A 20,811-nucleotide genomic window follows, 5' to 3' on the forward strand; every position below is an offset into this window, starting at 1 on the left:
TGTCATTGCGAGGAACGAAGCAATCGCAATATATATTTAATTTTGCTTAACCACTTAAAAGAATCAACTTTGATGATAAAGCTGAAATTCTCTGGCAACATCAGCAGCAATAATTTGCCTTAAATCGAAGGGAAAAAGAACTTCACAATTAGGTCGCCATGCACGCAACCGCATCATAATGCCATGATCTTTACCAGAGGGCTTTGTACTCAAAACTTGTACGATTGCGTGCAAAGCTGATGGATGGTACTGTTACATTTCTATGCAAGATGATTCCGTGCCGCAACTATTACCACTTGATGAGGTTAAATCTGCTGTAGGGATTGATGTTGGATTGAAAGAATTCTTGACAACATCAGATGGTGATACAGTGGCTATTCCACAGATTTATCGTCGCACTCAATATCACCTAGCTCGTCAACAACGTCAACTAGCTCGTCAACAAAGCGAAAAGTTTGTGGGGACGGCTTCCGTCCACAAAACTTTTCAAGACAAAGGTTCCCGGCGACAAGCTAAAAAGAAAAACCACATCGCCCGGATTCATCAAAAAATTGAGCGTCAGAGGCAAGATTTTCACTACAAAACAGCACACAAATTAGTCAAAAATTTTGACTTAATTGCCGTAGAAGACCTAAATATTAAAGGTCTTGCTAGAACAAAATTGAGTAAATCCATTCTGGATGCCGCATGGGGAGCATTTATCAATATCTTGGAGGCAGTGGCGGTCAAACGCGGTGTCCGAGTAGTTAAAGTTAACCCCCATTCTACGAGTCAGAATTGTTCCGCTTGCGGTCATAAAGTCCCGAAAACTCTCTCTGTTCGTTTGCATCATTGTCCGAAATGTGGATTATTGATGGATAGAGATGAGAATGCCGCAATCAATATTTTAAATCGGGCAATTAACGAGGTGGGACTCATCTTGTCTGCGCGTGGAGGCTTCGGGGCAGCCCAGCCTGTGAAGCGCGAAGCTTTTTTAGAATTTGATGGTTCTTTACTATCTAGTTCTATATTAGTAGCTCCCGTTATACCGCATGGTTAACGGGAGAGAACGTCACTACCTTTATTTAAGCAAATTTACTTGCTTCCGCAAATCGCCTGTTAATCTCATCCCAGTTAATAACATTCCACCATGCTTCTAAATAATCAGCCCGACGGTTTTGATAATTGAGATAATAGGCATGTTCCCAGACATCATTGCCGAAAATGGGATATTTACCTTCACTTAAAGGACTATCCTGATTCGCGGTACTTGTCACTTCTAGCTTGCCATTTTTGTTGCGGACAAGCCAAACCCAACCACTGCCAAAACGTGCTGCACCAGATTCGTTAAATTGCTTTTTAAAAGCTGCAAAACTACCAAAATTTTGATTAATGGCGGAGCCTATTTCTCCGGTGGGTTCTCCCCCTCCCTGCGGCTTCATAATTTTCCAGAACATGGAGTGGTTGACATGGCCACCACCATTATTGCGGACTGTCTTGCGAATATCTGCTGGTACTTTGTCAAGTCTGCGTAATAGTTCTTCAACGGTTTTGTTTTTGAGTTCTGGGTGTTTGTCTAGCGCCGCATTCAAATTTTTCACATAAGCCGCATGATGCTTATCGTGATGAAACTGCATTGTTCTAGCATCAATATGTGGCTCTAGCGCTTCGTAGGGGTAGGGTAAAGGTGGTAGTTCAATTGCCCTTATGGTGCTTGGTTGTTTGCTAATGGGTGATTTATCTGCTAATGCAAAGGAGTCTAATGCAAAAGCACCTGTACCTGCACTCAGTAAAAACAAGAAATGTCTGCGGTTAAGAGTCATAAGAGTTTTTGCAGCAAATCTACGCAATTTGTTGTCAGTTTTTATTGTCTTAGATTTAGGCTACAAAAAATTAATTGGCTAATAGAAATATCCCAATAAGTGGAGACGTGGCACTGCTAAGTCTCTACAAGGATTTCGGGCAACGCAAAATTAATTTTTGGAGATGTCTAATATACTCCCCATTTACCCATGCTGTACCTTCTGGAGGGCTTTGCAGCCAATCTTCTAGGGAATAATCTGTAGATACATTTTGTTTAACGGGAGTAGCAACCATAACTATCTATACTCATGAAAAGTATATTGTAATGATAAATTATTTGATTCTAAATGTTTTGATGTTGATACAATAATATAATTTTTATTAAATGTACCCTTCAGTACATAGGTTATTATCAATATGAGTGAGCATTGAGGTTAATGAAAATGACGCAGGAATTAATCGACCTCAGAAATAGTATTTTACAAGGGCGTTACGAGGATGCTTTGGCAATTGTTGATGAGTTGGAGGGAATGAGTAAACAAGCAATTTTGAGGAATATTCAATCTTATTTAAAGATTTTATTGATTCATCTTATCAAAAATCAAATAGAGCAGCGACTGACAAATTCTTGGGCTGCGTCAATCCGTAATTCAGTTAGAGAAATTCAGAAGCTGAATATTAAAGAAAATAAAACATTTTATTATGTTAATCAAGATGAATGGGAAAAATTAATAGAAGAGGAAGTAATCGAAGATGCCATAGCTGATGCTAGTTTGGAAGTCATGAACGGTGCATATAGTCAATTTCAACTAGCTGATGTAATCAATAGAAAAGAACTAATGCAGAATGCTGTAAAATTGTTGCTCTTAATTTATACTTATTCACCTAAAGAATTATCCAGGATGGTTGTAGAAACGTTAACTCAATTGCCTGGTGGTGAAGATTGGCAATTTTAATTTTAAATGATAAATACTGATAGGACGGGGAAAATCCCGCCCTAATAGTTAACTGAAATTAACCAAAATGTTGAATAATTGCATCGGCAAATTCAGAACATTTGAGCGGTTCTACAGGTGGTTCGAGTAACCGTGCTAAATCATAAGTGACTTGACTGTTGGCGATCGCATCGCTTAAACCTTTCTTCACTAAGTCGGCTGCTTCTTGCCAACCGAGATATTCCAACATCATCACACCAGATAAAATCACCGAACCAGGGTTAATTTTGTCTAAACCAGCGTGTTTAGGTGCTGTACCGTGGGTTGCTTCAAAAACGGCGCAAGCATCGCCGATATTTGCCCCTGGCCCCATTCCCAAACCGCCGACAATCGCAGCTGCTGCATCAGATAAGTAATCGCCGTTCAAGTTCATTGTCGCCAGAATCGAATACTCATCCGGTCGAGTTTGGATTTGTTGAAAAATACTGTCAGCAATCCGGTCATTGACCATGATTTTATCTTTCCACAAACCGTTACCGTGGGTGTTCCAAATTGAGTTAAGAACGGTTTCAACTTCCTTGACAATTTGGGCTTTTTTCTCTTGGGTGAGGGCATCGAAACCCGGATCAATTAACCGGGCGTTTTCTTCTAGAGAAATATCAGGATTTTTTTCCTTGTTGCTTAAAATCCAAGATTCCCGTTCTGTGACTGTCTCTTGACGAAACTCGGTGGTTGCTAGTTCGTAACCCCAATCACGGAAAGCGCCTTCGGTATATTTCATGATGTTACCCTTATGCACCAGAGTTACCTGTTGCTTGTGTTTGGGTAATGTTAAGGCGTGTTTGATGGCGCGGCGTACTAGGCGTTGAGAACCGGTTTTGCTGATGGGTTTGATGCCAATACCAGAATCGAGGGGAATTTGCTTCCTGCCGTGTTCTGGGGTGGCGGGGATAAGTTCTTTGTTGAGAATGGAGATTAAGCGATCGCCTATTTCACTTCCTTGTTTCCACTCAATTCCCAAATAAATATCTTCAGTATTTTCCCGATAAACAATTACATCCAACTTCTCTGGATTTTTGTGTGGTGAAGGTGTACCCGCATAATAACGGCAAGGACGTACGCAAGCATATAAGTCAAAAATTTGACGTAATGCCACATTCAAAGAACGAATTCCACCGCCAACAGGAGTAGTCAAAGGCCCTTTAATTGCCACACCATATTCTCTAATCGCTGTCAGCGTATCTTCGGGTAAATACTGATAAATACCGTATAAATCACAAGCTTCATCTCCAGCATAAACCTTAAACCAACTAATCTGGCGTTTACCCTGATATGCCTTAGCCACTGCTGCATCCAAGACTTTTTGGGTAGCAGGCCAAATATCAATACCCGTTCCGTCGCCCCGAATAAAGGGGATAATTGGATTGTCAGGCACAATCGGTTCACCCTTCTTGAAGGTGATTTTTGCTCCGGTTGTAGGGGGGGTAATCTTGTTGTACATAGTTCAAACACTCCAGAAAAATATAAAAAGTATGAAGTATGAAGTATGAAGTATCAAATATAAATTTCAGCCTACCCTGCGGGAACGCCAAGGGTAACAGCCTTTATGCTTCATCCTTCATTCTTTCTAGTCCTTAGCCTCTTGATTTGCAGATTTTCCCCCTATTCCCCTTGTACAGCATTTAGGGATTTCAGTGAAACTGTCGCAATTTTGTACGATCAAAAATAGTAAACTACATTTCGCTATCAATGCTTCGTCATCAAGAACCCTTGATAGCGATCGCTTGTTCACTGACCGCTAACATGAATAATGGCATGACAGACCCAATGATTGTATCAGGCACTGCTAATGACATCGACTCCCTCCGACAACGTTTAATCGCTGGGTCTCTTCAAGTCCAACAACAGATCATCCCACAATTGGCTGAATTGGGTAATGGGGGATTAGATGTGTTAATGGACTTTTTACTGAAACGTCGTGATCTTCCAGCAACTTGGATTGATGGTAAAGCCTACCAAATACTTTACAACTCTGATGCACCGCAAGCCAGAGACTTCCTGCAAAATAATTTTCCTGAGGGCATTGTACCTCTAAAATCAGAGCGTCGGATTAATTACAATTCTTTGCAACAGTTACTTGCTGCACAAGACTTCCAAGCAGCCGATCGCCTAACTATTGAGAAAATGTGCGAACTAGCAGGGTCAACTGCTGTTCAAAGAAAATGGCTATATTTTACGGAAGTTGACAATTTTCCTGTGATTGACTTACACACCATCAACAATTTGTGGTTAGTCCACTCTGAAGGCAAATTTGGCTTTTCAGTACAGCGTGAAATTTGGTTAAGCCTCGGCAAAAATTGGGACAATTTCTGGCCAAAAATTGCTTGGAAAAATGGCAATAATTGGACACGCTACCCCAATGAATTTATTTGGGATTTGAGTGCGCCGAAAGGTCATTTACCTCTATCAAATCAACTACGAGGAGTACGTGTGATTGCGTCTTTATTTGCTCATCCGGCGTGGACAAGTAATTTAGAAAAGTCATGAGTATACGTAAAATTAAATTATGCAGAATGCCAGCAAACGTGAATTCTACGTCATCATTGAACAGAATGAAGATGGCTATTATGTCGCAGAAGTCCCGCAGTTAACAGCTTGTTACTCACAAGGAAACACAATTGATGAGTTGATAACAAATCTTAAAGAAGTTATTGAACTTTGTTTAGCAGCAGAAAATAAGGATAAGCCAGAAATGAAAGGGAATCTGCGCTCAGAATATGAATTAAAAAGTCTAAAAGTTAAAAAGTTTGGTTCTGAAAGAAAAAACTTTGATCAAACAACAATTACTTTAGAACCTGATGTCGCAGCAATGTTTCCCAATGCTGAAGCTGTGAATGAAGCTCTCAGGTTTCTGATTAGAGTGACACAGAAAAATCAACTTACTCAATTTACAAAGCAACCTAATATTTTATTAGAGCAGAATGACACATGAACTTAGAAGCAAGGAGTTTATAGCATTGCTGTAATGAAACAATAGGGAATATCCCTAACAATTGCAAATTCAAATTATCAGATTGAATAATGGCAAATGTTCGTCTAGAAGACATTAAACGTCGGTTTAACAACGTCACCGCAATCGAAGATATTACCTTTGAAATTCCTGATGGCGAATTTTGGGTATTAGTCGGGCCTTCGGGTTGTGGTAAATCTACAATTTTGCGGACGATCGCTGGTTTAGAAACTGCAACATCTGGCAAACTGTTGATTGGCGATCGCTTAATGAACAACATCCCAGCCAGACAGCGGGATGTCGCAATGGTATTTCAAAATTACGCTCTTTACCCCCACATGACGGTGGCGCAAAACATCGCCTTTGGCTTACAGATGCGGAAGGTTGACGCGAAGATCATTCAAGAACGAGTCGTAACAGTGGCGCGATCGCTGTCTTTGGAACATCTGTTAGAGCGCAAACCCAAACAGCTTTCCGGGGGACAGCAACAACGGGTAGCATTAGGGAGAGCGATCGCGCGTGAACCTCAAGTATTTTTATTGGATGAACCTTTATCAAATTTAGATGCTCAATTGAGAGATGATACGCGAGCAGAATTAAAGCAGCTGCATCAAGAATTGGGAATTACTACTGTCTATGTCACCCACGACCAAGTTGAGGCGATGACTTTGGCTGATAAGATTGTGGTGCTAAATCGCGGCAGAATTCAGCAAATTGGCGATCCACAAAGCATTTATGCTCTTCCTGCTAATCAGATGGTGGCGACTTTTTTAGGTAGTCCACCAATGAATATTTTGCCTGCTATTTATAAGAATGATGGCTTTGATATTGGTGAACAACTAATTCAAGTTCCAGCAGGTATTCAGGAGAAGTTGCAGCTGCGCCAAGGTCAAAGTTGTAATTTAGGTATTAGGCCGGAGCATATCTATATTAACAGTGACTCAGCACTTAGCAACGCCAGTCGCCTCAACTGGGGGAACCCCCGCACGGCGCTGGCTCCTCAGCACGCTGCTCAACTCCCGCTACCGCTAACAGCACTTTTAGTTGATGTGAAGGTGGTAGAACCTTTGGGGAGGGAAACTCTGATTCGCGCTAGTTTACCTGGTTCAATTGTGCTGTTGAATTTACAGATTGGCGGAGATGTGCGTGTGCGTACAGGCGATCGCCTGCACACACAACTAGATTTGAATCACTTGTTTGTATTTGACTCTAAAACAGGAGATAGAATTATTCCTAATTAGTTGCCAGAGGCAAGTTTAAATCCTTTAGCACTCAAGATGACATTTGCATCTTTTCGGACGGTAAAAATTGTTGAAGAGGCTATTTCCTGAGGATTGTCTTCCTCAGTTATCGGCTGTTCCAAAATATAGGAATAATCCCCATTACGCCAGCCTGTGGTACATTTACCATCTCGACAGGTAATTTTTCCTCCTGTTAATTCTAGGCAACTACCTTTAGCATCACATCCTTTGTAAGTCAGATTTCCTGTACCATTAACTCCTGACCAAGAATCTGCATTACCAATAGTTATTGTCCATTCACCATTGCTGAGAATCTGCGATTTACTACTTGGAGATTGCTTTGATGATGTTTCATCTAAAACTTCCATTTTGGTAATTATCGATTCTTTTTTAGATTTGCCACAAGGTTCGATGCTTTGACAATCATTTACTGATGCAATTGTGTAAGATGCACGGACTTTCTTATTTAAAAATTTTTCCGATTCTGCACAAATCTCAAAAGATGCGCCTACATTATGTTCAGTTCCTTTTTCATCAGTTAATGTGGCATAACACAATAAATCACCGTTGACGAGTTCTTTCACTGTCCCAATTGTGGGTTGCTTGCTATTAGGTTTTTGATTATTCTCAGATGTAGAGGAATTTTTTATAGGAGTTGGTCGAGTAGAATTTTTACTGACAGTTTCTTTGGTATTATTTTGTGTAGCTTCAGATTTGACTTGCTCGACATTATTTGTAGGAGTTTCTTTGGTATTATTTTGTGTAGCTTCAGATTTCACCTGCTCGACATTATCTGTAGAAGTTTCTGTGATAGCTGTCGATGAGTTACTGCAACTCATAATCGAGAAAGGAGAAATAATTAATACAATTGTCAAAATGAAATTTTTCATGGGTAGAATGTTCTTCAATAAATGCTAGGTATTCACTACTATAAAAAAAGCAAAGCCACGTCTTGAAGTTTTGCATTTTTCAAGCGCAGTAAATTAACTAGAAATGAATAACCCATTATATTGATAGTAGCAGTTTTGTCCAGAGGCAAATCTACAAAATAAATTTTAATATTGCTAAAGTTTAAAGCATTTGCGGTGAAAGAGATTTTGCTAATTGATTAGGAAAAAATGCGCCTTTTTCCGTAATTATGGCTGTAATCAAATCTGCCGGAGTTACATCAAAAGCTGGGTTATAAAAATTTACACCTTCAGGTGTGAGAATGGTGTCGCCAACTTGATAAATTTCCTCTGGTTGGCGTTCTTCAATGGGGATTTGAGTACCATCAAATAAGTCGAAATCAATAGTAGATAAAGGCGCAGCCACAAAGAAGGGAATATTATGGGCTTTTGCTACGATCGCTAAACTATATGTCCCAATTTTATTAGCTGTGTCACCATTGGCCGCAATGCGATCGGCCCCCACAACTACAGCATGAATCAAACCCCGCTGCATACAGTGGGCTGCCATATTATCAGTAATTACTGTCACCGGGATACCTTCTTGTACGCATTCCCAAGCAGTGAGTTTTGCTCCCTGTAAGCGGGGACGAGTTTCATCAGCAAACACGCGTTCTAAGCGTTCATCTCGCCAAGCGGAACGCACAACCCCCAATGCTGTACCGTAACCAGCAGTTGCTAACGCCCCAGCATTACAATGAGTTAGCAGTGTCAGCTTGTCTGGGGTTTTGGGTAGCACGGCTAAACCGTGATCGCCGATCGCCTGACAGGTTTGCACATCTTCAATATTAATTGCTTGGGCTGTTTGAAAGAGAACTTGTTTGATATCCTCAACGGTTCCCAAGGTTTCGTAGGCAGTTTTCAACATCCGGCTAATCGCCCAAAATAAGTTTACCGCTGTCGGACGAGTTGCCCGCAATAACTTGGCAACTGTTTCTAAGTGGTTTAAAAACTCATGGCGATCGCTAGTTGCAATTTCTCTCGCCCCAAGATACATCCCATAAGCCGCAGCCACACCAATTGCTGGCGCACCCCGCACAATCATGGTTTTAATCGCTTGCGCCATGTCTTCGCTACGATGAATTTCCACAAACGCGTACTCATTGGGTAAACGGGTTTGATCAATTAGTGACACTGAATTGTTGTGCCAAATTACGGGATAAACCTGGTTTGTAGAGTGTGTCATCAAAATTAAGTAGTTAATTAAGTTAGTACGTAAATGTTACTAGAAATGGCTGCTAGTTAGACTAAAAGTTTAGGTACTTTTAGTAACTGCAAAACGGTACAAGGCAATAACTATTAGTAGAAATACTGATGTCTACAGTGCTTTCCGAGAATTAGAACAAACCTCGTTAATCAGCAAAACTCCAAAAAGCAAAACTTTTAGAAAAGTTACAGGTTCGCATGGAATTGCGCTGGATGTATGAAGACAAAGATAAAGTAAGAAAGATGAAGGATGAACACGAAACTATATTCCATCCTTTACACTTGATATCTTAGGCTGCGATTAATCCTCCCTCAGCAGAAGAATTAGAAATTTTGCTAGATTTATCTATGTGGAGTAACTAAAGAAGTAAGTAGTCGGACACAATTAAATTCATAGGTGGATATAGGGGACAGAGTGAAGGTTACAGTCCAAAACTTGTGTAATTACTTATTGTTGAACAATCTGTAAAACTAGATGAGGAGTTATAACCTTTAACCAGATGTTTATATCAACTAGCTAAAAATTTTAACGGGAAACAAATCTTGATGTTTCTCCAAAGGTATTCTGAGGCTTTATGAAAAATGATTTTAATAAATCCAGTGTCATTTTAATTGTTGATGACACTCCTATTAATTTAGAAATGTTGTTTGATTTTTTAGACACAGCCGGATTTACGGTTTTGATTGCTGAAGACGGCGAAAGCGCGATCGCCATAGCCGAATATGGCACACCTGACTTAATTTTGTTAGATATCCTCATGCCGGGAATAGACGGCTTTGAAACTTGTCGTCGTCTGAAAGCACGTCAATTAACACAAGATATTCCGATTATTTTCATGACTGCACTTTCGGAAACTTTGGATAAAGTCAAAGGCTTTGAATTGGGTGCAGTCGATTACCTTACTAAACCACTTCAATATCAAGAAGTTTTAGCTAGAATTCAACTCCATCTCAAGCTAAGAACTCTCACAAAAACGCTGCAAGCACAAAATTTGCAGTTGGAGGCTGAAATTGCAGAACGTCTGCAAGTCGAAGAAAAAATCCGCGAACAAGCAGCTTTGTTAGATGTTACTAGTGATGCAATTATCGTCAAAGATGTTGACAATCAAATTTGTTTTTGGAACTCAGGCGCTGAACATTTGTATGGCTGGAAAGCCACAGAAGTAATAGGTACAAATGTCAATCAGATTTTGTATCTACCAGAAACTTTACTTCAAATCCAAAATATCACCACAATTATAGCTGAGTCTGGTTTTTGGCAAGGTGAGTTAAACCAGGTTAACAAACAAGGACAAGATGTGATTGTTGCTAGTCGTTGGACATTAATGCGCGATCGCAATGGCCAAGCAAAATCAATTTTGACTGTAAATACTGATATTACCGCAAAAAAACAGTTAGAAAGTCAAATTCTCCGCGCTCAACGGCTAGAAAGCATTGGTACATTAGCCAGTGGTATGGCTCATGACTTGAACAATATCCTGACTCCCATTTTGACAGCAGCACAACTGTTGCAACTCAAAATGCCTGATACTAATGAGCGTAATCAGCAGATGTTGAAGACCATAGAAATTAATTCTAAACGTGGGGCTGCTTTAGTCAAGCAAGTATTACAGTTTGCGCGGGGAGTTGATGGTCAGCGTACCATTGTACAAGTTAGTCATCTGTTCTCAGAAATTCAGCAAATTGCCCAAGAGACATTTCCGAAATCGATAGAATTGGCGACAAATATTCAGCCAGGACTTTGGGCTGTGATTGGAGATGCGACACACCTACATCAGCTACTGATGAACTTAGTAGTTAATGCTCGTGATGCCATGCCTAGAGGCGGTAGTATTAAGATATTTGCCGAAAATGTCTTGATTGATGAACAGTATGCGCGAATGAATCTGGATGCCAGTGTCGGTGCTTATATTGTGATTACTGTTGCAGATACAGGTGTGGGGATGCACCCAGAGATCATTGATAGAATCTTCGAGCCGTTTTTCACCACTAAAGATATTGGTAAAGGCACAGGATTGGGTTTGTCTACCGTTAGGGGTATTATCCAAAGTCATGGCGGTTTTGTAAATGTGTCCAGTCAAGTTGGTCAAGGAACGGTATTTAAAGTTTACTTACCAGCGCTGGAAGTGCCACAAACACCTTTAAGAGAAGACTTGGAATTATTCAAAGGTAACGGAGAATTAATATTAGTTGTTGATGACGAAACCGGAATTTTAGAAACAACTAAAATTTCCTTAGAAACTTACAACTACAGAGTAATGACAGCTAGTAATGGGATTGAAGCGATCGCTCTCTATGCTCAACACGAAGACGAAATTAGTTTAGTATTGATGGATGTGATGATGCCATTAATGGACGGTACAACCGCCATTAGCACATTGCAAAAAATGAATTCTCAGGTCAAGGTTGTGGCTGTTAGCGGTTTAACTGCCACTGATAAACTCACTAAAATGTCTGGAGTCAGAAAATTTCTTTCTAAGCCCTATACGGCGAAGGAATTATTACAAACTTTACACAAGATTCTTGTGCAGGAATCTAGAAACCCTGAGGGTGCTGCCAAATCCTAGAACGAATCAATTAATGGACATAATTGAGTAATTTAACTTGATTGTGGCCAGTGTGTGGGGGCTTCAAGATCATCCGGTAGACGGGTTGTGCGATCGCCTACTGCCATGCCAATTTGTTGTGAGTCTAAATTTTTCACGCCTGTGAGGATTGCTCCTTCTAGTTTGACATCGCAAAGGTTTGTGCCGAATAAATTTGCACCGATTAGATTAGCCTGAGACAGGTTGGCTTCATATAAAATTGCCCGATTCAGGTTAGCTCCCATGAGGTTGGCTTGATATAAATCGGCTTCCGTCAAACTCGCCTCGGTGAGGTTAGCAAAGAAGACTTCTGTTTGTTGGAGTTTGGCAGCATTTAAATTAGCTCCGGAGAGGTTAGCGCCATTCAAGTTGGCTCCTTGTAGGTTAGCGCCAATCAATCCAGCCAGATGCAAATTGGCTTTACCCAATTTTGCCCCTTGTAAATTAGCCAGAAACAACTTTGCCCCTTGGAGGTTAGCAACTTTTAAGGTTGCCTGTTGCAAGTTGGCTTTATAGAGGTTTGCTCCTTCCAAGTTAGCTGCACGCAGACTTGCGCTTTGCAGATTAGCTGCACGCAAGTTTGCCCCTTGTAAGTTGGCTCGGTTCAGGTTTGCCCCTTGTAAATTAGCGCCGCGCAGGTTGGCTTTCAGCAAATTGGTTTCATAAAGAATCGACCGAGCTAATTTTGCACAGTTGAGGTTGGCTCCTGAGAGGTTAGAACCGCGCAAATCTGCCCCTGAAAGGTCAGAACCGCGTAAATCTGCCCTTTCTAAATTGGCTCCCAGTATATCGGCTCGCCTGATATCTATGTTACGTAAATCTAGTTTTTGAATTTCTAACTCTAAGAGAGAATTACGCCTGCCAATGACTATTAATGCGGCTTGCACATCCCGGCGAATTTTGGGTGCTTCTTCATTGCTGTTTTGTTCTACAAGCTTTGTACTCAGCACTCGGCTTTTTGGTTTGCTCCAGTATATCGGCTGTGAGTCTTCCTCTTTGACTAGTTCACCTTCTTTTAGAATCCCCGTATTCTCTCGCACAAAGGCCGCCAAAATTTCCATGATTGTCCAGTGTTCTTTCGGAAAATCCTGGGCTATACGTTCTAAAATATAAATTGCGCCTATGCGAGTTTCAATCCTCTCATGACCCAGTTGAGTGATAGCAGCCATAAAGCGTTCGGCAATCAACCTATCTTGAGAGATTTGAGCATTTTGCATACTCAGTTCTACGTTCTTTTCAGATGCAGCCGCATTTTTCTGCATCGCTTCTGCATGTTTGCCTGCATAGTAAGCATTAATCATAACTGCCAATCCTAAAAACATGATCGCAGTAGTTGTTAATGCTTGGGTTCTATATTGCATTTGTTGCGGAATTGATAACTCCTTTTTATTGGAGGCAGCGAAAACAATTAGATTCAGTGCGAGAGCGAATATAACTGTCGTACCTATCAACCAACGCAATATTTTATCTGTCTGATTTGCAGACATAGCAGTAATATTCCTCACAACATAGAATTATTACTTAGAGGTTGGTACGAGTATATCATTTTGTCAAAAATTTGAATATGCAGCAGAAAATTTTCATTGATGCTACTTTAATTCTTGAAGTTGTCTTTTTAGGGATATTTTGACGAATGAGGATTAAAAATACTAGTTTAAATAAAACTTTTATCTATTCAACGTCTGTAGTCTCTTGTCCGGAAAATTTTACCTCTCGGAGATTAGCCCCATCAAAGATAGCATCTTGAAGATTAGCTTGAGATAAATTAGCTAAATACAAATTCGCCTTCATCAGATTGGCTTTTGAAAGGTTAGCCTCAGATAAATTAGCCGCGCTCAAAATCGCACCTGAAAGGTTTGCACTAGCGAGGTTAGCTTCAGATAAATTAGCAGCGCTCAAAATCGCACCTGAAAGGTTTGCACCTGAAAGGTTTGCACCTGATAAATTAACTTGGTAGAGATTTGCACCAGCGAGATTTGCTTCACAGAGATTTGTCTTTCTTAAATCTGTATGGCTTAAATCAATTTGTTTATATTCTACGTATTGTTGGGAATCGCTTCTACTGATAACGCTCAGAGATGCTTGAATATCGGGATGAATTTTGAGTGATACGATGTCTTTAACTTCTTCGTAAGTCTTGCAAGGCGAATTTATCCGCACAAATGTAGTGAGAATTTCTATTATTTCCCAAGTGTATTTGGGATGAGTTTTCCCTAAGTTTTCTAGCTTTATAATTCCTTCTAATCTTGTATCTATTGTTGGAGAATGTAGCTGTTGAACTGCCATCATTAAATGTTTTTTTTCTTGGCTGTATACTATTTCATGAATGACATATAAAATTACATTGCTGTTTATTGAATGGGTTATAACTGGATTACAAGCATTTAGTATATGAGCGAACATATAATTTAAATAAAATATTTATTTATGCTATTATCCATGCAACTAGCAAATTTTGTCATTGGTAAATTTAATGATTATTTATCGCTATTAGCGAGAAAATATCACCATGTGAGTATATGGTTTAAATGTGTCTTTTGAAAGATAAAAAACCAGCAAAAAAAAACAATTTTATATATTAATGTATATTTTTACAGCGTGTTTCAACTTGGTGAAGTACATAACCTATCACTCAAAGACAGGGATACAGGGCATTTTACTGCTGACTCTTGAATTCTCCTGTATACAGGCGATCGCTTAAGTAGAAAGGTGCAAATAAACCGAACTATGTAACGGAAAGTAAAGTAGCTTGAAAACCTCTTCCCTTCTGCCTTCTGCCCTCTGCCTCCTGCCTTGTCATAACGACAATTTTTAACACCGACCTACTTAATTATTTATGATACGAAAAATATCTTCTATTTATTTACTCCTGAATTATTCAGCAATGTCCCATTCCCCCTCTATTTTTTCTGTGCGGCAAACACGCAACCAATGATAAACACCGTAAATCCGACATAACTCAGTACAGTTACCCACTCTTGCCAGCTACTAAATGTATTGTTCATCAGTCAAAACAACGAAACTCTCTTCTAAAATCCTAAAGGCTGACGTTGCAACTTGTTCATGGGTATGGTCAAAAATACTCAGACAAATTCCTCAAAAAATTTTTTTACTTTTCCGGAATAAGCCTAAACGAAGTGGTATTACCTATCAGTACAGCGATTTATACAGAAACTCTATATGTAAGCTTTGGGAAATATACCCCTACCACCTTTCTTAAAAGCCCGGCTATAATAGCCGGGCTTTTGAGTGCAATATCTCCCTATGGAAGCAAACAGCCTGTTCTATATTTTGAGTAGATTAGCAATAGACCATCCTAGGGAAAGTTATGAGTGCTGAAGATTTAGTGCTAGTTGTAGGTGCTACTGGTGGAGTGGGGCAGCTAGTTGTAGGTAAGCTGCTAGAGAAGAATGTCAGAGTGCGTGTCCTGACACGCAATGCGGCAAAAGCACAAAAGATGTTTGAAAACAAGGTAGAAGTTACTGTCGGTGATATCCGCGACTCTACCACCCTCCCAGCAGCAATGCCGAATATTACTCACATTATCTGTTGTACTGGTACTACAGCTTTTCCCTCTGACAGATGGGAATTCGACCCTCAACCAAACTTGTTTGAATGGGGACAGATTTTGCTTGACTCTGATTATCGGGAAGCAAAAGCTAAGAATACTCCAGCAAAGGTAGATGCTGGAGGTGTCAGCAACTTAGTAACTGCTGCACCTCAAAATTTACAGCGATTTGTGTTTGTTTCTTCCTGTGGTGTTCACCGCAAGGATAAATTTCCTTTTAGTGTGTTGAACGCTTTTGGCGTGTTGGATGCGAAACAAAAAGGTGAAGCTGCGATCGCAAATTCTGGATTACCATATACAATTATCCGCCCAGGTCGTTTGATTGACGGGCCGTTTACTTCCTACGACCTCAATACTCTCCTCAAAGCAACTACTGGGGGTAAGTTGGGTGTGGTTTTGGCTAAAGGCGACACCTTATCAGGAGATACTAGTCGCATTGATGTCGCCGCTGCTTGTGTGGAATCGATTTTTTCCCCATCCACAACAAATCAAGCTTTTGAAATCGTCAATCAAGGAAAAAGACCGCTTGTAATTGACTGGGAGGCGCTTTTTTCTCAGTTAAGCAAGGTATGAATAAGCGAATTTCACGCAAAGATACAAAAAATCTTTGCGTGAGAAATTTAACCTACAGTTACGGTTTCGCTGACAGCTTCACTAGCTACGACACCACTAGTTAAAATCGCTTGACGAGTTTTGAGGTTAAATTTATAACCATGTGGCAAAATGTGTAACTTCGCTCCGCAAATGGCCAATGGTTCATCTTTAAGAATTTCCCCTGCATTGTTATATGTAGACTCTGATTCATCTACAATTGTGACCGAGCCTTCACCAACAATTTCAATTTGATTATCAGTCACAACTATAGCGGTATTCTCGTCAATACCAAATCCTAAAACTGCTGGCTCTTGGATTAAAGCTGTAATCAACCGTCCTAAGCGTCCACGTTGTGAGAAATGTTGGTCGATAACTACCCCAGGTAGAAAACCAAGGCCAGGCCCCATTTCAACAATTTCCATTCGGGGATTGGTTTGAGAATCGCCTTCCACAATCATTTTATCAGGCATCACCGCAGCACCGGCACTTGTACCCGCCACAACTACACCTTGCGAAAAGCGTTGGTGAATAACCGCATCAATTTCAGTATCCTTGAGGATGCTGGTAATCCGGGCTTGGTCTCCTCCCGTAAAAAATATACCAGTTGCGTTACTAATAGCTTCTAAAGCAGTGGATGAAGCTGCATCTTCACGGGTTTCTGTGTCAACAATGCGAACACTTTCTGCCCCTAGTCGCTCAAACACCCTAATGTAATTTTCCCCTACGTCTCTGGGTAGTTCTGTTGCCGCTGTCATAATTACAATATTAGCTTTTGTACCCCCAGCGCGGCGAACAAACTCTCGTAGAATTTGGCAATCTCCTTCTTTGTCTTCTGCTCCCCCAATAATAATCAACTGGCGTTTATTATCAACCTCTGTCATAATGCCTCCCGGATAACCGGATAAGAATTAAATTTATATTAATTTCAATAAAACATGACAATTCTAGTAATCAAATCAGCCATTTGGCAGATTAATTTTTCCTAGAAAGAGTTAGAATATATATACCTTAATGAGTAGATAAAAATATTTTTTATAGAAAAAAACAAGTTTTACAATTTTGCAAATGATGAGTAATTGGTAATTTATTTAGCAGAATTACCAATTACTAGTGCCGTAAGAATATTTTTATAGCCCACTCAATTGTAATAACTAGAACAGTCTAGTTACGAGACTGCTTGCAATAGTCTTAATTTTTAACTCTTTCTCTGCACTTGTGCTGCTCTGTGTGAGGTAAAAAAAATTATGCAAGAAGTCTATGAGGAAGCAGTTTCTAGCCTTACTAAAAAATGTAAGACTTAAAGGAGAAGCGTTATAAGTTGATTTTGTTATTAGCCCTAGCTCCGTGAATTTGGGTATTGTTATCTACATATCTAAAGGGGACTTTCTACTGTGGACGCATTTTGTAAAGCAAGTTAACTAAGAATAAACGTGCTTGTTCCAGAGGTAAGTGCCGTGGTTTACCTTGATATACTATTTGGAATTCGTTGATGTCTGGGCCATCTCCATAGCCAGAAATTAGCTTACAGTGAAAAGCTTCCTCTGCAAGTTGTCTAACTTCATCTTTAAGGGCAGCTTTTGTGTCATTCATGTTTGGCTGTCTCCGCGAAACCCTAATTTTTATATTTATATATTTTTTTCGAGGATATATCACCTTTCAAAGGTTATATTTTTATCGTTACTGATTGCGTGTAGAATGCTATTGATTTTATTCAACTTCACGGAGATTGGATCATTCCCTACGATAGTTAAAAATGCTTCAAAAGTAGAATTAGGGTGAAGCTAACGAGGTCAAGAAAAAAACTTACTACTTTTATCAATTTAAATTGAATTAACCTACAATATTTGATTGCGTCTAAGCAACTACAAATTAAAGTCTAAATTTCAGGGTGTTTAGCAAAGGTTTAGAATCAATGATTCAAGAAAAAAGTACCAATGTAGTCCGGATTAATGCTAGAAGAACAGATGTGTTTGATGTTTTTAACTTCCAGCATTACAACGGGTCTAACCCCTATTTGGATAGAGGCGCACTAGTATTTGATTTTGCGCTGACTGGATATAGAGAGCCTTTGCCTATTGAAGATTATGTTGCCAGGATTAGCGATCGCTATCCCCATTTAGGTAACGAAACTTATGAATCCTACGCCCATCTGTTCGCCCGTACTGCGTCAGAAGTGGGTAAGCTGGAAATGGATTTGCATCTAGGCCACTGGAACGTTAAGCCATACGACAAGTTCACGCGGATTAGTATTCAATCACTCCATGCACGCACAACCAGAGCTATGATTTACTGCGTGTGGGATTGGTTTGAAGCCATTAGTCAAGACGAAGATTTTCTCTTTGATGACCAACTGGTAAAATTACAAACTAGATTCCGCAAATCTGTCTATGGCGGCCCTACTGTTTACTCTTTATTACGCACCGCCGATGAAAAAGGTATTCCCACCTTTTACCTCTGGGACGAGGGACTGATGCAATACGGTTGGGGAAAAAAACAAGTGCGCGGTGTAGCCACAACCTTTGACTGTGATAGCCATCTCGATTCTGACTTCACGACCCGCAAGGATGACTGTAAGGACTTTTTGCATAATTTAGGCTTCCCAGTTCCCAACGGTGAAATCGTGGCTTCTGAAAAAGAAGCCTTGATAGTAGCCAAAGAAATTGGTTATCCTGTAGCTGTCAAACCGGTGGTTGGTCACAAAGGAATTGGTGTCACCGCAGAAGTACAGGACTCTTACGAGTTAGAATCTGCTTATGGTCGCGCCTTAGCAGCCATTCCCGAAGACCAACCCACCCGCATAATTGTCGAAAAAAGCATTTCCGGTAAGGATTTTCGCTTACTTTGTGTCAATGGTAAGTTCGTTGCAGCTACAGAACGCCGTCCAGCGTCGGTGACAGGTGATGGCAAGCACACCATTAACGAGTTAATCCGACAAGAAAATCGTAAACCTGCACGTTTAGATTCACCCACCTCGCCAATGAGCAACATTCAGATTGATGAGGCGATGGAATTGTATCTAGAAGAACAACGTTTGTCCTTAAAAAGTGTGCCAGAGAAAGGTCAGACTGTCTACCTGCGTAAAGTTGCCAATCTCTCCGCTGGTGGTATGAGTATCAATGCTACCCACACAATTCATGATGATAATATTATCTTGGCTCAAGACATTGCCCAACACTTTCGGCTAACTTGCCTTGGCATTGATATTATTGCCGAAGATTTGGCAGAATCTTGGAAAAAGAGTAACCTTGCCATCCTAGAAATTAATGCAGCACCAGGCATTTTAATGCACCTTAACCCGGCAGTTGGTGAAAGCGTTGATGTCCCATCCCACATCCTCGAAACTTTTTTTGAGTCGGGTATTGATGCCAGAATTCCCACTATTACCTTTAACAAAATCTCAGTTCAAGAACTACAAACAATAATTGACCATATTTTGTTGCACCACCCCGAATGGACAGTAGGTGCTGTTTGTCGTGAGGCTGTTTTTGTTAATCGCTCACAAAAAGTCCTTCGTCCAGATTACAACAGCAATATCCAAAGTTTACTTCGTCATCCTAAACTGGATTTATTAATTGCTGAGTATGAATCAGACATTTTGGAAACAGAGGGTATGTTCTATCAGGGAAGTAATCTCGTAATTTTAGATAATCCCACTGAAAGCGAAATGATGTTGGTGCGTGATGTGATTGATGGTTCAACAGTTGTCATTAAAAAAGACAAGGATATTTCCATTAGACGCAAGGGGTTAATAGAAGACTACACCTTGGGTGAAGATGAGCCATTCAATAGGGTTTATTTGAAAGAAGTTGGCACGATTTTGTAAACTTAATCGAGAGACGTTGCATTGCAACGTCTCTACCACTAGCTCAATTTTTCGTGAGCTGCTAAAATAATTCGTTCTGTTTCTTCCCAACCAATACATTTATCGGTTACAGACACACCATATTTTAATTCCTCTGGTTTACAATTCATCGGTTGATTACCTTCATATAAATGAGATTCCAGCATCATGCCGACAATTGATGTATTACCATTAATTATTTGTTGAATCACATCGGCGAACACAGTAGATTGCAATCGGTAATCTTTATTTGTATTGCCATGACTACAGTCAATCACAATTCTTGGTGGTAAATTGGACTGTTTTAATTTTTCTTCCACCAATTTGACATTGGCCGCATCATAATTAGGCTGATTACCACCTCGTAAAATAACATGACCATAGGGATTACCTCTAGTTTGAAATACGCTAACCTGTCCTTTGTGATTAATCCCTAAAAAATTATGCGGACTGTTGGCTGAGTGGAGAGCATTTAAAGCTACTTGAATATTACCATCAGTGCCATTTTTAAAACCGACAGGCATGGAAAGTCCGCTAGACATTTCGCGGTGAGTTTGTGATTCTGTGGTTCTAGCTCCAATGGCAGACCACGCAATCAGTTCACTAATATATTGGGGTATGATGGGATCTAAGGCTTCTGTACCCGCAGGCAATTCTAATTCAGTAATTTCTAATAACAAGCTTCTGGCAGTTAATAACCCTTTTTCAACATGGAAAGAATCATCCATATCAGGGTCATTAATTAACCCTTTCCACCCTATTGTTGTTCTGGGTTTTTCAAAATAAACCCTCATAATTAGTAAGAGTTTATCTTTAACTTTATCAGCTAAAATCTTCAAATTTTCGGCATATTCGATTGCTGCTTTTGTGTCGTGGATAGAACAAGGGCCAACTACAATAAATTTTCTACTGTCTTGAAAATCTAAAATATGTTCTAGTTCCTGTCTATATTTTAGAACTATATGTTCTGCCGATTTAGTTATCGGTAATTTCGTCTTAACGTCATGAGGCGTTAATAAGACGTGAGAACTTTTGATGTTAGTGTTAGATAATTTGTTGTGCATGGAGCGACTCTGGAGATTTTTGTTATCTCATTGCTTGA

The 20,811-nt window shown here is 40.0% G+C and carries 19 protein-coding genes; 8 read left to right on the forward strand and 11 right to left on the reverse strand.

Going from position 1 to position 20,811, the window contains the following annotated elements; translation table 11 throughout:
- Positions 1–63: 63 nt before the first annotated feature.
- Positions 64–213, reverse strand: a complete 150-nt coding sequence (locus IQ259_RS15445; RefSeq protein ID WP_339383905.1) for a hypothetical protein — start codon at positions 211–213, stop codon at positions 64–66.
- A 49-nt stretch (positions 214–262) separates the two neighbouring features.
- Here IQ259_RS15445 and IQ259_RS15450 point away from each other — a divergent pair, with 49 nt between their 5' ends.
- Positions 263–1,039: a transposase gene (locus IQ259_RS15450; RefSeq protein WP_228014562.1), complete on the forward strand. Its 777-nt coding sequence runs from the start codon at positions 263–265 to the stop codon at positions 1,037–1,039.
- 25 nt (positions 1,040–1,064) lie between these two features.
- Here IQ259_RS15450 and IQ259_RS15455 read toward each other — a convergent pair whose 3' ends face one another.
- Both IQ259_RS15455 and IQ259_RS15460 read right to left on the reverse strand, forming a co-directional pair.
- On the reverse strand, positions 1,065–1,802 hold the full coding sequence (locus IQ259_RS15455) for a superoxide dismutase (RefSeq protein WP_228014563.1): 738 nt from the start codon (positions 1,800–1,802) through the stop codon (positions 1,065–1,067).
- Between the two features lie 124 nt (positions 1,803–1,926).
- The gene (locus IQ259_RS15460; protein WP_193886271.1) at positions 1,927–2,076 is read right to left on the reverse strand and encodes a hypothetical protein; all 150 of its coding nucleotides are present in this window, start codon (positions 2,074–2,076) and stop codon (positions 1,927–1,929) included.
- A 149-nt stretch (positions 2,077–2,225) separates the two neighbouring features.
- Between IQ259_RS15460 and IQ259_RS15465 the strand changes: the two genes are divergently transcribed.
- On the forward strand, positions 2,226–2,738 hold the full coding sequence (locus IQ259_RS15465; RefSeq protein ID WP_193886273.1) for a DUF29 family protein: 513 nt from the start codon (positions 2,226–2,228) through the stop codon (positions 2,736–2,738).
- A 58-nt stretch (positions 2,739–2,796) separates the two neighbouring features.
- On the opposite strand, the gene IQ259_RS15470 is transcribed toward IQ259_RS15465, so the two are convergent.
- Positions 2,797–4,218 carry an NADP-dependent isocitrate dehydrogenase gene (locus tag IQ259_RS15470; protein WP_193886275.1) on the reverse strand — a complete coding sequence of 474 codons (1,422 nt, stop codon included), beginning with the start codon at positions 4,216–4,218 and terminating at the stop codon, positions 2,797–2,799.
- Between the two features lie 314 nt (positions 4,219–4,532).
- On the opposite strand from IQ259_RS15470, the gene IQ259_RS15475 reads away from it, so the two are divergent.
- From IQ259_RS15475 to IQ259_RS15485, 3 genes are all read left to right on the forward strand, one after another.
- Positions 4,533–5,264, forward strand: a complete 732-nt coding sequence (locus IQ259_RS15475) for a GUN4 domain-containing protein (protein ID WP_193886333.1) — start codon at positions 4,533–4,535, stop codon at positions 5,262–5,264.
- Between the two features lie 19 nt (positions 5,265–5,283).
- Positions 5,284–5,709 carry a type II toxin-antitoxin system HicB family antitoxin gene (locus tag IQ259_RS15480; protein WP_193886277.1) on the forward strand — a complete coding sequence of 142 codons (426 nt, stop codon included), beginning with the start codon at positions 5,284–5,286 and terminating at the stop codon, positions 5,707–5,709.
- A gap of 89 nt (positions 5,710–5,798) precedes the next feature.
- The gene (locus IQ259_RS15485; RefSeq protein ID WP_193886279.1) at positions 5,799–6,968 is read left to right on the forward strand and encodes an ABC transporter ATP-binding protein; all 1,170 of its coding nucleotides are present in this window, start codon (positions 5,799–5,801) and stop codon (positions 6,966–6,968) included.
- Here the strand turns inward: IQ259_RS15485 and IQ259_RS15490 are convergent.
- Positions 6,965–7,858 carry a hypothetical protein gene (locus IQ259_RS15490; protein WP_193886281.1) on the reverse strand — a complete coding sequence of 298 codons (894 nt, stop codon included), beginning with the start codon at positions 7,856–7,858 and terminating at the stop codon, positions 6,965–6,967. The genes IQ259_RS15485 and IQ259_RS15490 overlap by 4 nt on opposite strands.
- 181 nt (positions 7,859–8,039) lie before the next feature.
- Complete coding sequence (gene mtnA / locus IQ259_RS15495) at positions 8,040–9,101, reverse strand: S-methyl-5-thioribose-1-phosphate isomerase (protein WP_193886283.1); 1,062 nt, start codon at positions 9,099–9,101, stop codon at positions 8,040–8,042.
- 595 nt (positions 9,102–9,696) lie between these two features.
- On the opposite strand from mtnA, the gene IQ259_RS15500 reads away from it, so the two are divergent.
- Positions 9,697–11,688 carry a response regulator gene (locus tag IQ259_RS15500; RefSeq protein WP_193886285.1) on the forward strand — a complete coding sequence of 664 codons (1,992 nt, stop codon included), beginning with the start codon at positions 9,697–9,699 and terminating at the stop codon, positions 11,686–11,688.
- A 32-nt stretch (positions 11,689–11,720) separates the two neighbouring features.
- On the opposite strand, the gene IQ259_RS15505 is transcribed toward IQ259_RS15500, so the two are convergent.
- Both IQ259_RS15505 and IQ259_RS15510 read right to left on the reverse strand, forming a co-directional pair.
- Positions 11,721–13,193 carry a pentapeptide repeat-containing protein gene (locus IQ259_RS15505; RefSeq protein WP_193886287.1) on the reverse strand — a complete coding sequence of 491 codons (1,473 nt, stop codon included), beginning with the start codon at positions 13,191–13,193 and terminating at the stop codon, positions 11,721–11,723.
- Between the two features lie 184 nt (positions 13,194–13,377).
- Positions 13,378–13,995 (reverse strand): pentapeptide repeat-containing protein, encoded by a 618-nt coding sequence (locus IQ259_RS15510; protein ID WP_228014564.1) that lies wholly within the window; start codon positions 13,993–13,995, stop codon positions 13,378–13,380.
- 1,039 nt (positions 13,996–15,034) lie between these two features.
- On the opposite strand from IQ259_RS15510, the gene IQ259_RS15515 reads away from it, so the two are divergent.
- Positions 15,035–15,847, forward strand: a complete 813-nt coding sequence (locus tag IQ259_RS15515) for an SDR family oxidoreductase (protein WP_193886291.1) — start codon at positions 15,035–15,037, stop codon at positions 15,845–15,847.
- Between the two features lie 47 nt (positions 15,848–15,894).
- Here IQ259_RS15515 and IQ259_RS15520 read toward each other — a convergent pair whose 3' ends face one another.
- On the reverse strand, positions 15,895–16,749 hold the full coding sequence (locus tag IQ259_RS15520) for a cyanophycinase (protein WP_193886293.1): 855 nt from the start codon (positions 16,747–16,749) through the stop codon (positions 15,895–15,897).
- A 505-nt stretch (positions 16,750–17,254) separates the two neighbouring features.
- Positions 17,255–17,458, reverse strand: a complete 204-nt coding sequence (locus IQ259_RS15525; protein ID WP_193886294.1) for a hypothetical protein — start codon at positions 17,456–17,458, stop codon at positions 17,255–17,257.
- A 322-nt stretch (positions 17,459–17,780) separates the two neighbouring features.
- Here IQ259_RS15525 and IQ259_RS15530 point away from each other — a divergent pair, with 322 nt between their 5' ends.
- Positions 17,781–19,691 (forward strand): acetate--CoA ligase family protein, encoded by a 1,911-nt coding sequence (locus IQ259_RS15530; protein WP_193886296.1) that lies wholly within the window; start codon positions 17,781–17,783, stop codon positions 19,689–19,691.
- Between the two features lie 38 nt (positions 19,692–19,729).
- Here the strand turns inward: IQ259_RS15530 and IQ259_RS15535 are convergent, their stop codons facing one another.
- On the reverse strand, positions 19,730–20,773 hold the full coding sequence (locus IQ259_RS15535) for a 3-deoxy-7-phosphoheptulonate synthase (protein WP_193886298.1): 1,044 nt from the start codon (positions 20,771–20,773) through the stop codon (positions 19,730–19,732).
- Positions 20,774–20,811: the final 38 nt, after the last annotated feature.

The organism is Fortiea sp. LEGE XX443, assembly GCF_015206815.1.
In the GTDB taxonomy this organism is placed as follows: Bacteria; Cyanobacteriota; Cyanobacteriia; order Cyanobacteriales; family Nostocaceae; genus Nostoc_B.

Excerpts from the sequence above, each read along its gene's own strand:
- IQ259_RS15485 (WP_193886279.1), top strand. The coding sequence starts at position 5,799 with ATGGCAAATGTTCGTCTAGAAGACATTAAACGTCGGTTTAACAACGTC.
- IQ259_RS15505 (WP_193886287.1), bottom strand. The coding sequence starts at position 13,193 with ATGTCTGCAAATCAGACAGATAAAATATTGCGTTGGTTGATAGGTACG.
- IQ259_RS15450 (WP_228014562.1), top strand. The coding sequence starts at position 263 with ATGCAAGATGATTCCGTGCCGCAACTATTACCACTTGATGAGGTTAAA.
- IQ259_RS15480 (WP_193886277.1), top strand. The coding sequence starts at position 5,284 with ATGCAGAATGCCAGCAAACGTGAATTCTACGTCATCATTGAACAGAAT.
- IQ259_RS15455 (WP_228014563.1), bottom strand. The coding sequence starts at position 1,802 with ATGACTCTTAACCGCAGACATTTCTTGTTTTTACTGAGTGCAGGTACA.
- IQ259_RS15530 (WP_193886296.1), top strand. The coding sequence starts at position 17,781 with ATGATTCAAGAAAAAAGTACCAATGTAGTCCGGATTAATGCTAGAAGA.
- IQ259_RS15510 (WP_228014564.1), bottom strand. The coding sequence starts at position 13,995 with ATGATGGCAGTTCAACAGCTACATTCTCCAACAATAGATACAAGATTA.
- IQ259_RS15470 (WP_193886275.1), bottom strand. The coding sequence starts at position 4,218 with ATGTACAACAAGATTACCCCCCCTACAACCGGAGCAAAAATCACCTTC.
- IQ259_RS15535 (WP_193886298.1), bottom strand. The coding sequence starts at position 20,773 with ATGCACAACAAATTATCTAACACTAACATCAAAAGTTCTCACGTCTTA.
- IQ259_RS15520 (WP_193886293.1), bottom strand. The coding sequence starts at position 16,749 with ATGACAGAGGTTGATAATAAACGCCAGTTGATTATTATTGGGGGAGCA.
- IQ259_RS15465 (WP_193886273.1), top strand. The coding sequence starts at position 2,226 with ATGACGCAGGAATTAATCGACCTCAGAAATAGTATTTTACAAGGGCGT.
- IQ259_RS15475 (WP_193886333.1), top strand. The coding sequence starts at position 4,533 with ATGACAGACCCAATGATTGTATCAGGCACTGCTAATGACATCGACTCC.
- IQ259_RS15460 (WP_193886271.1), bottom strand. The coding sequence starts at position 2,076 with ATGGTTGCTACTCCCGTTAAACAAAATGTATCTACAGATTATTCCCTA.
- IQ259_RS15500 (WP_193886285.1), top strand. The coding sequence starts at position 9,697 with ATGAAAAATGATTTTAATAAATCCAGTGTCATTTTAATTGTTGATGAC.
- mtnA (WP_193886283.1), bottom strand. The coding sequence starts at position 9,101 with ATGACACACTCTACAAACCAGGTTTATCCCGTAATTTGGCACAACAAT.
- IQ259_RS15525 (WP_193886294.1), bottom strand. The coding sequence starts at position 17,458 with ATGAATGACACAAAAGCTGCCCTTAAAGATGAAGTTAGACAACTTGCA.
- IQ259_RS15490 (WP_193886281.1), bottom strand. The coding sequence starts at position 7,858 with ATGAAAAATTTCATTTTGACAATTGTATTAATTATTTCTCCTTTCTCG.
- IQ259_RS15515 (WP_193886291.1), top strand. The coding sequence starts at position 15,035 with ATGAGTGCTGAAGATTTAGTGCTAGTTGTAGGTGCTACTGGTGGAGTG.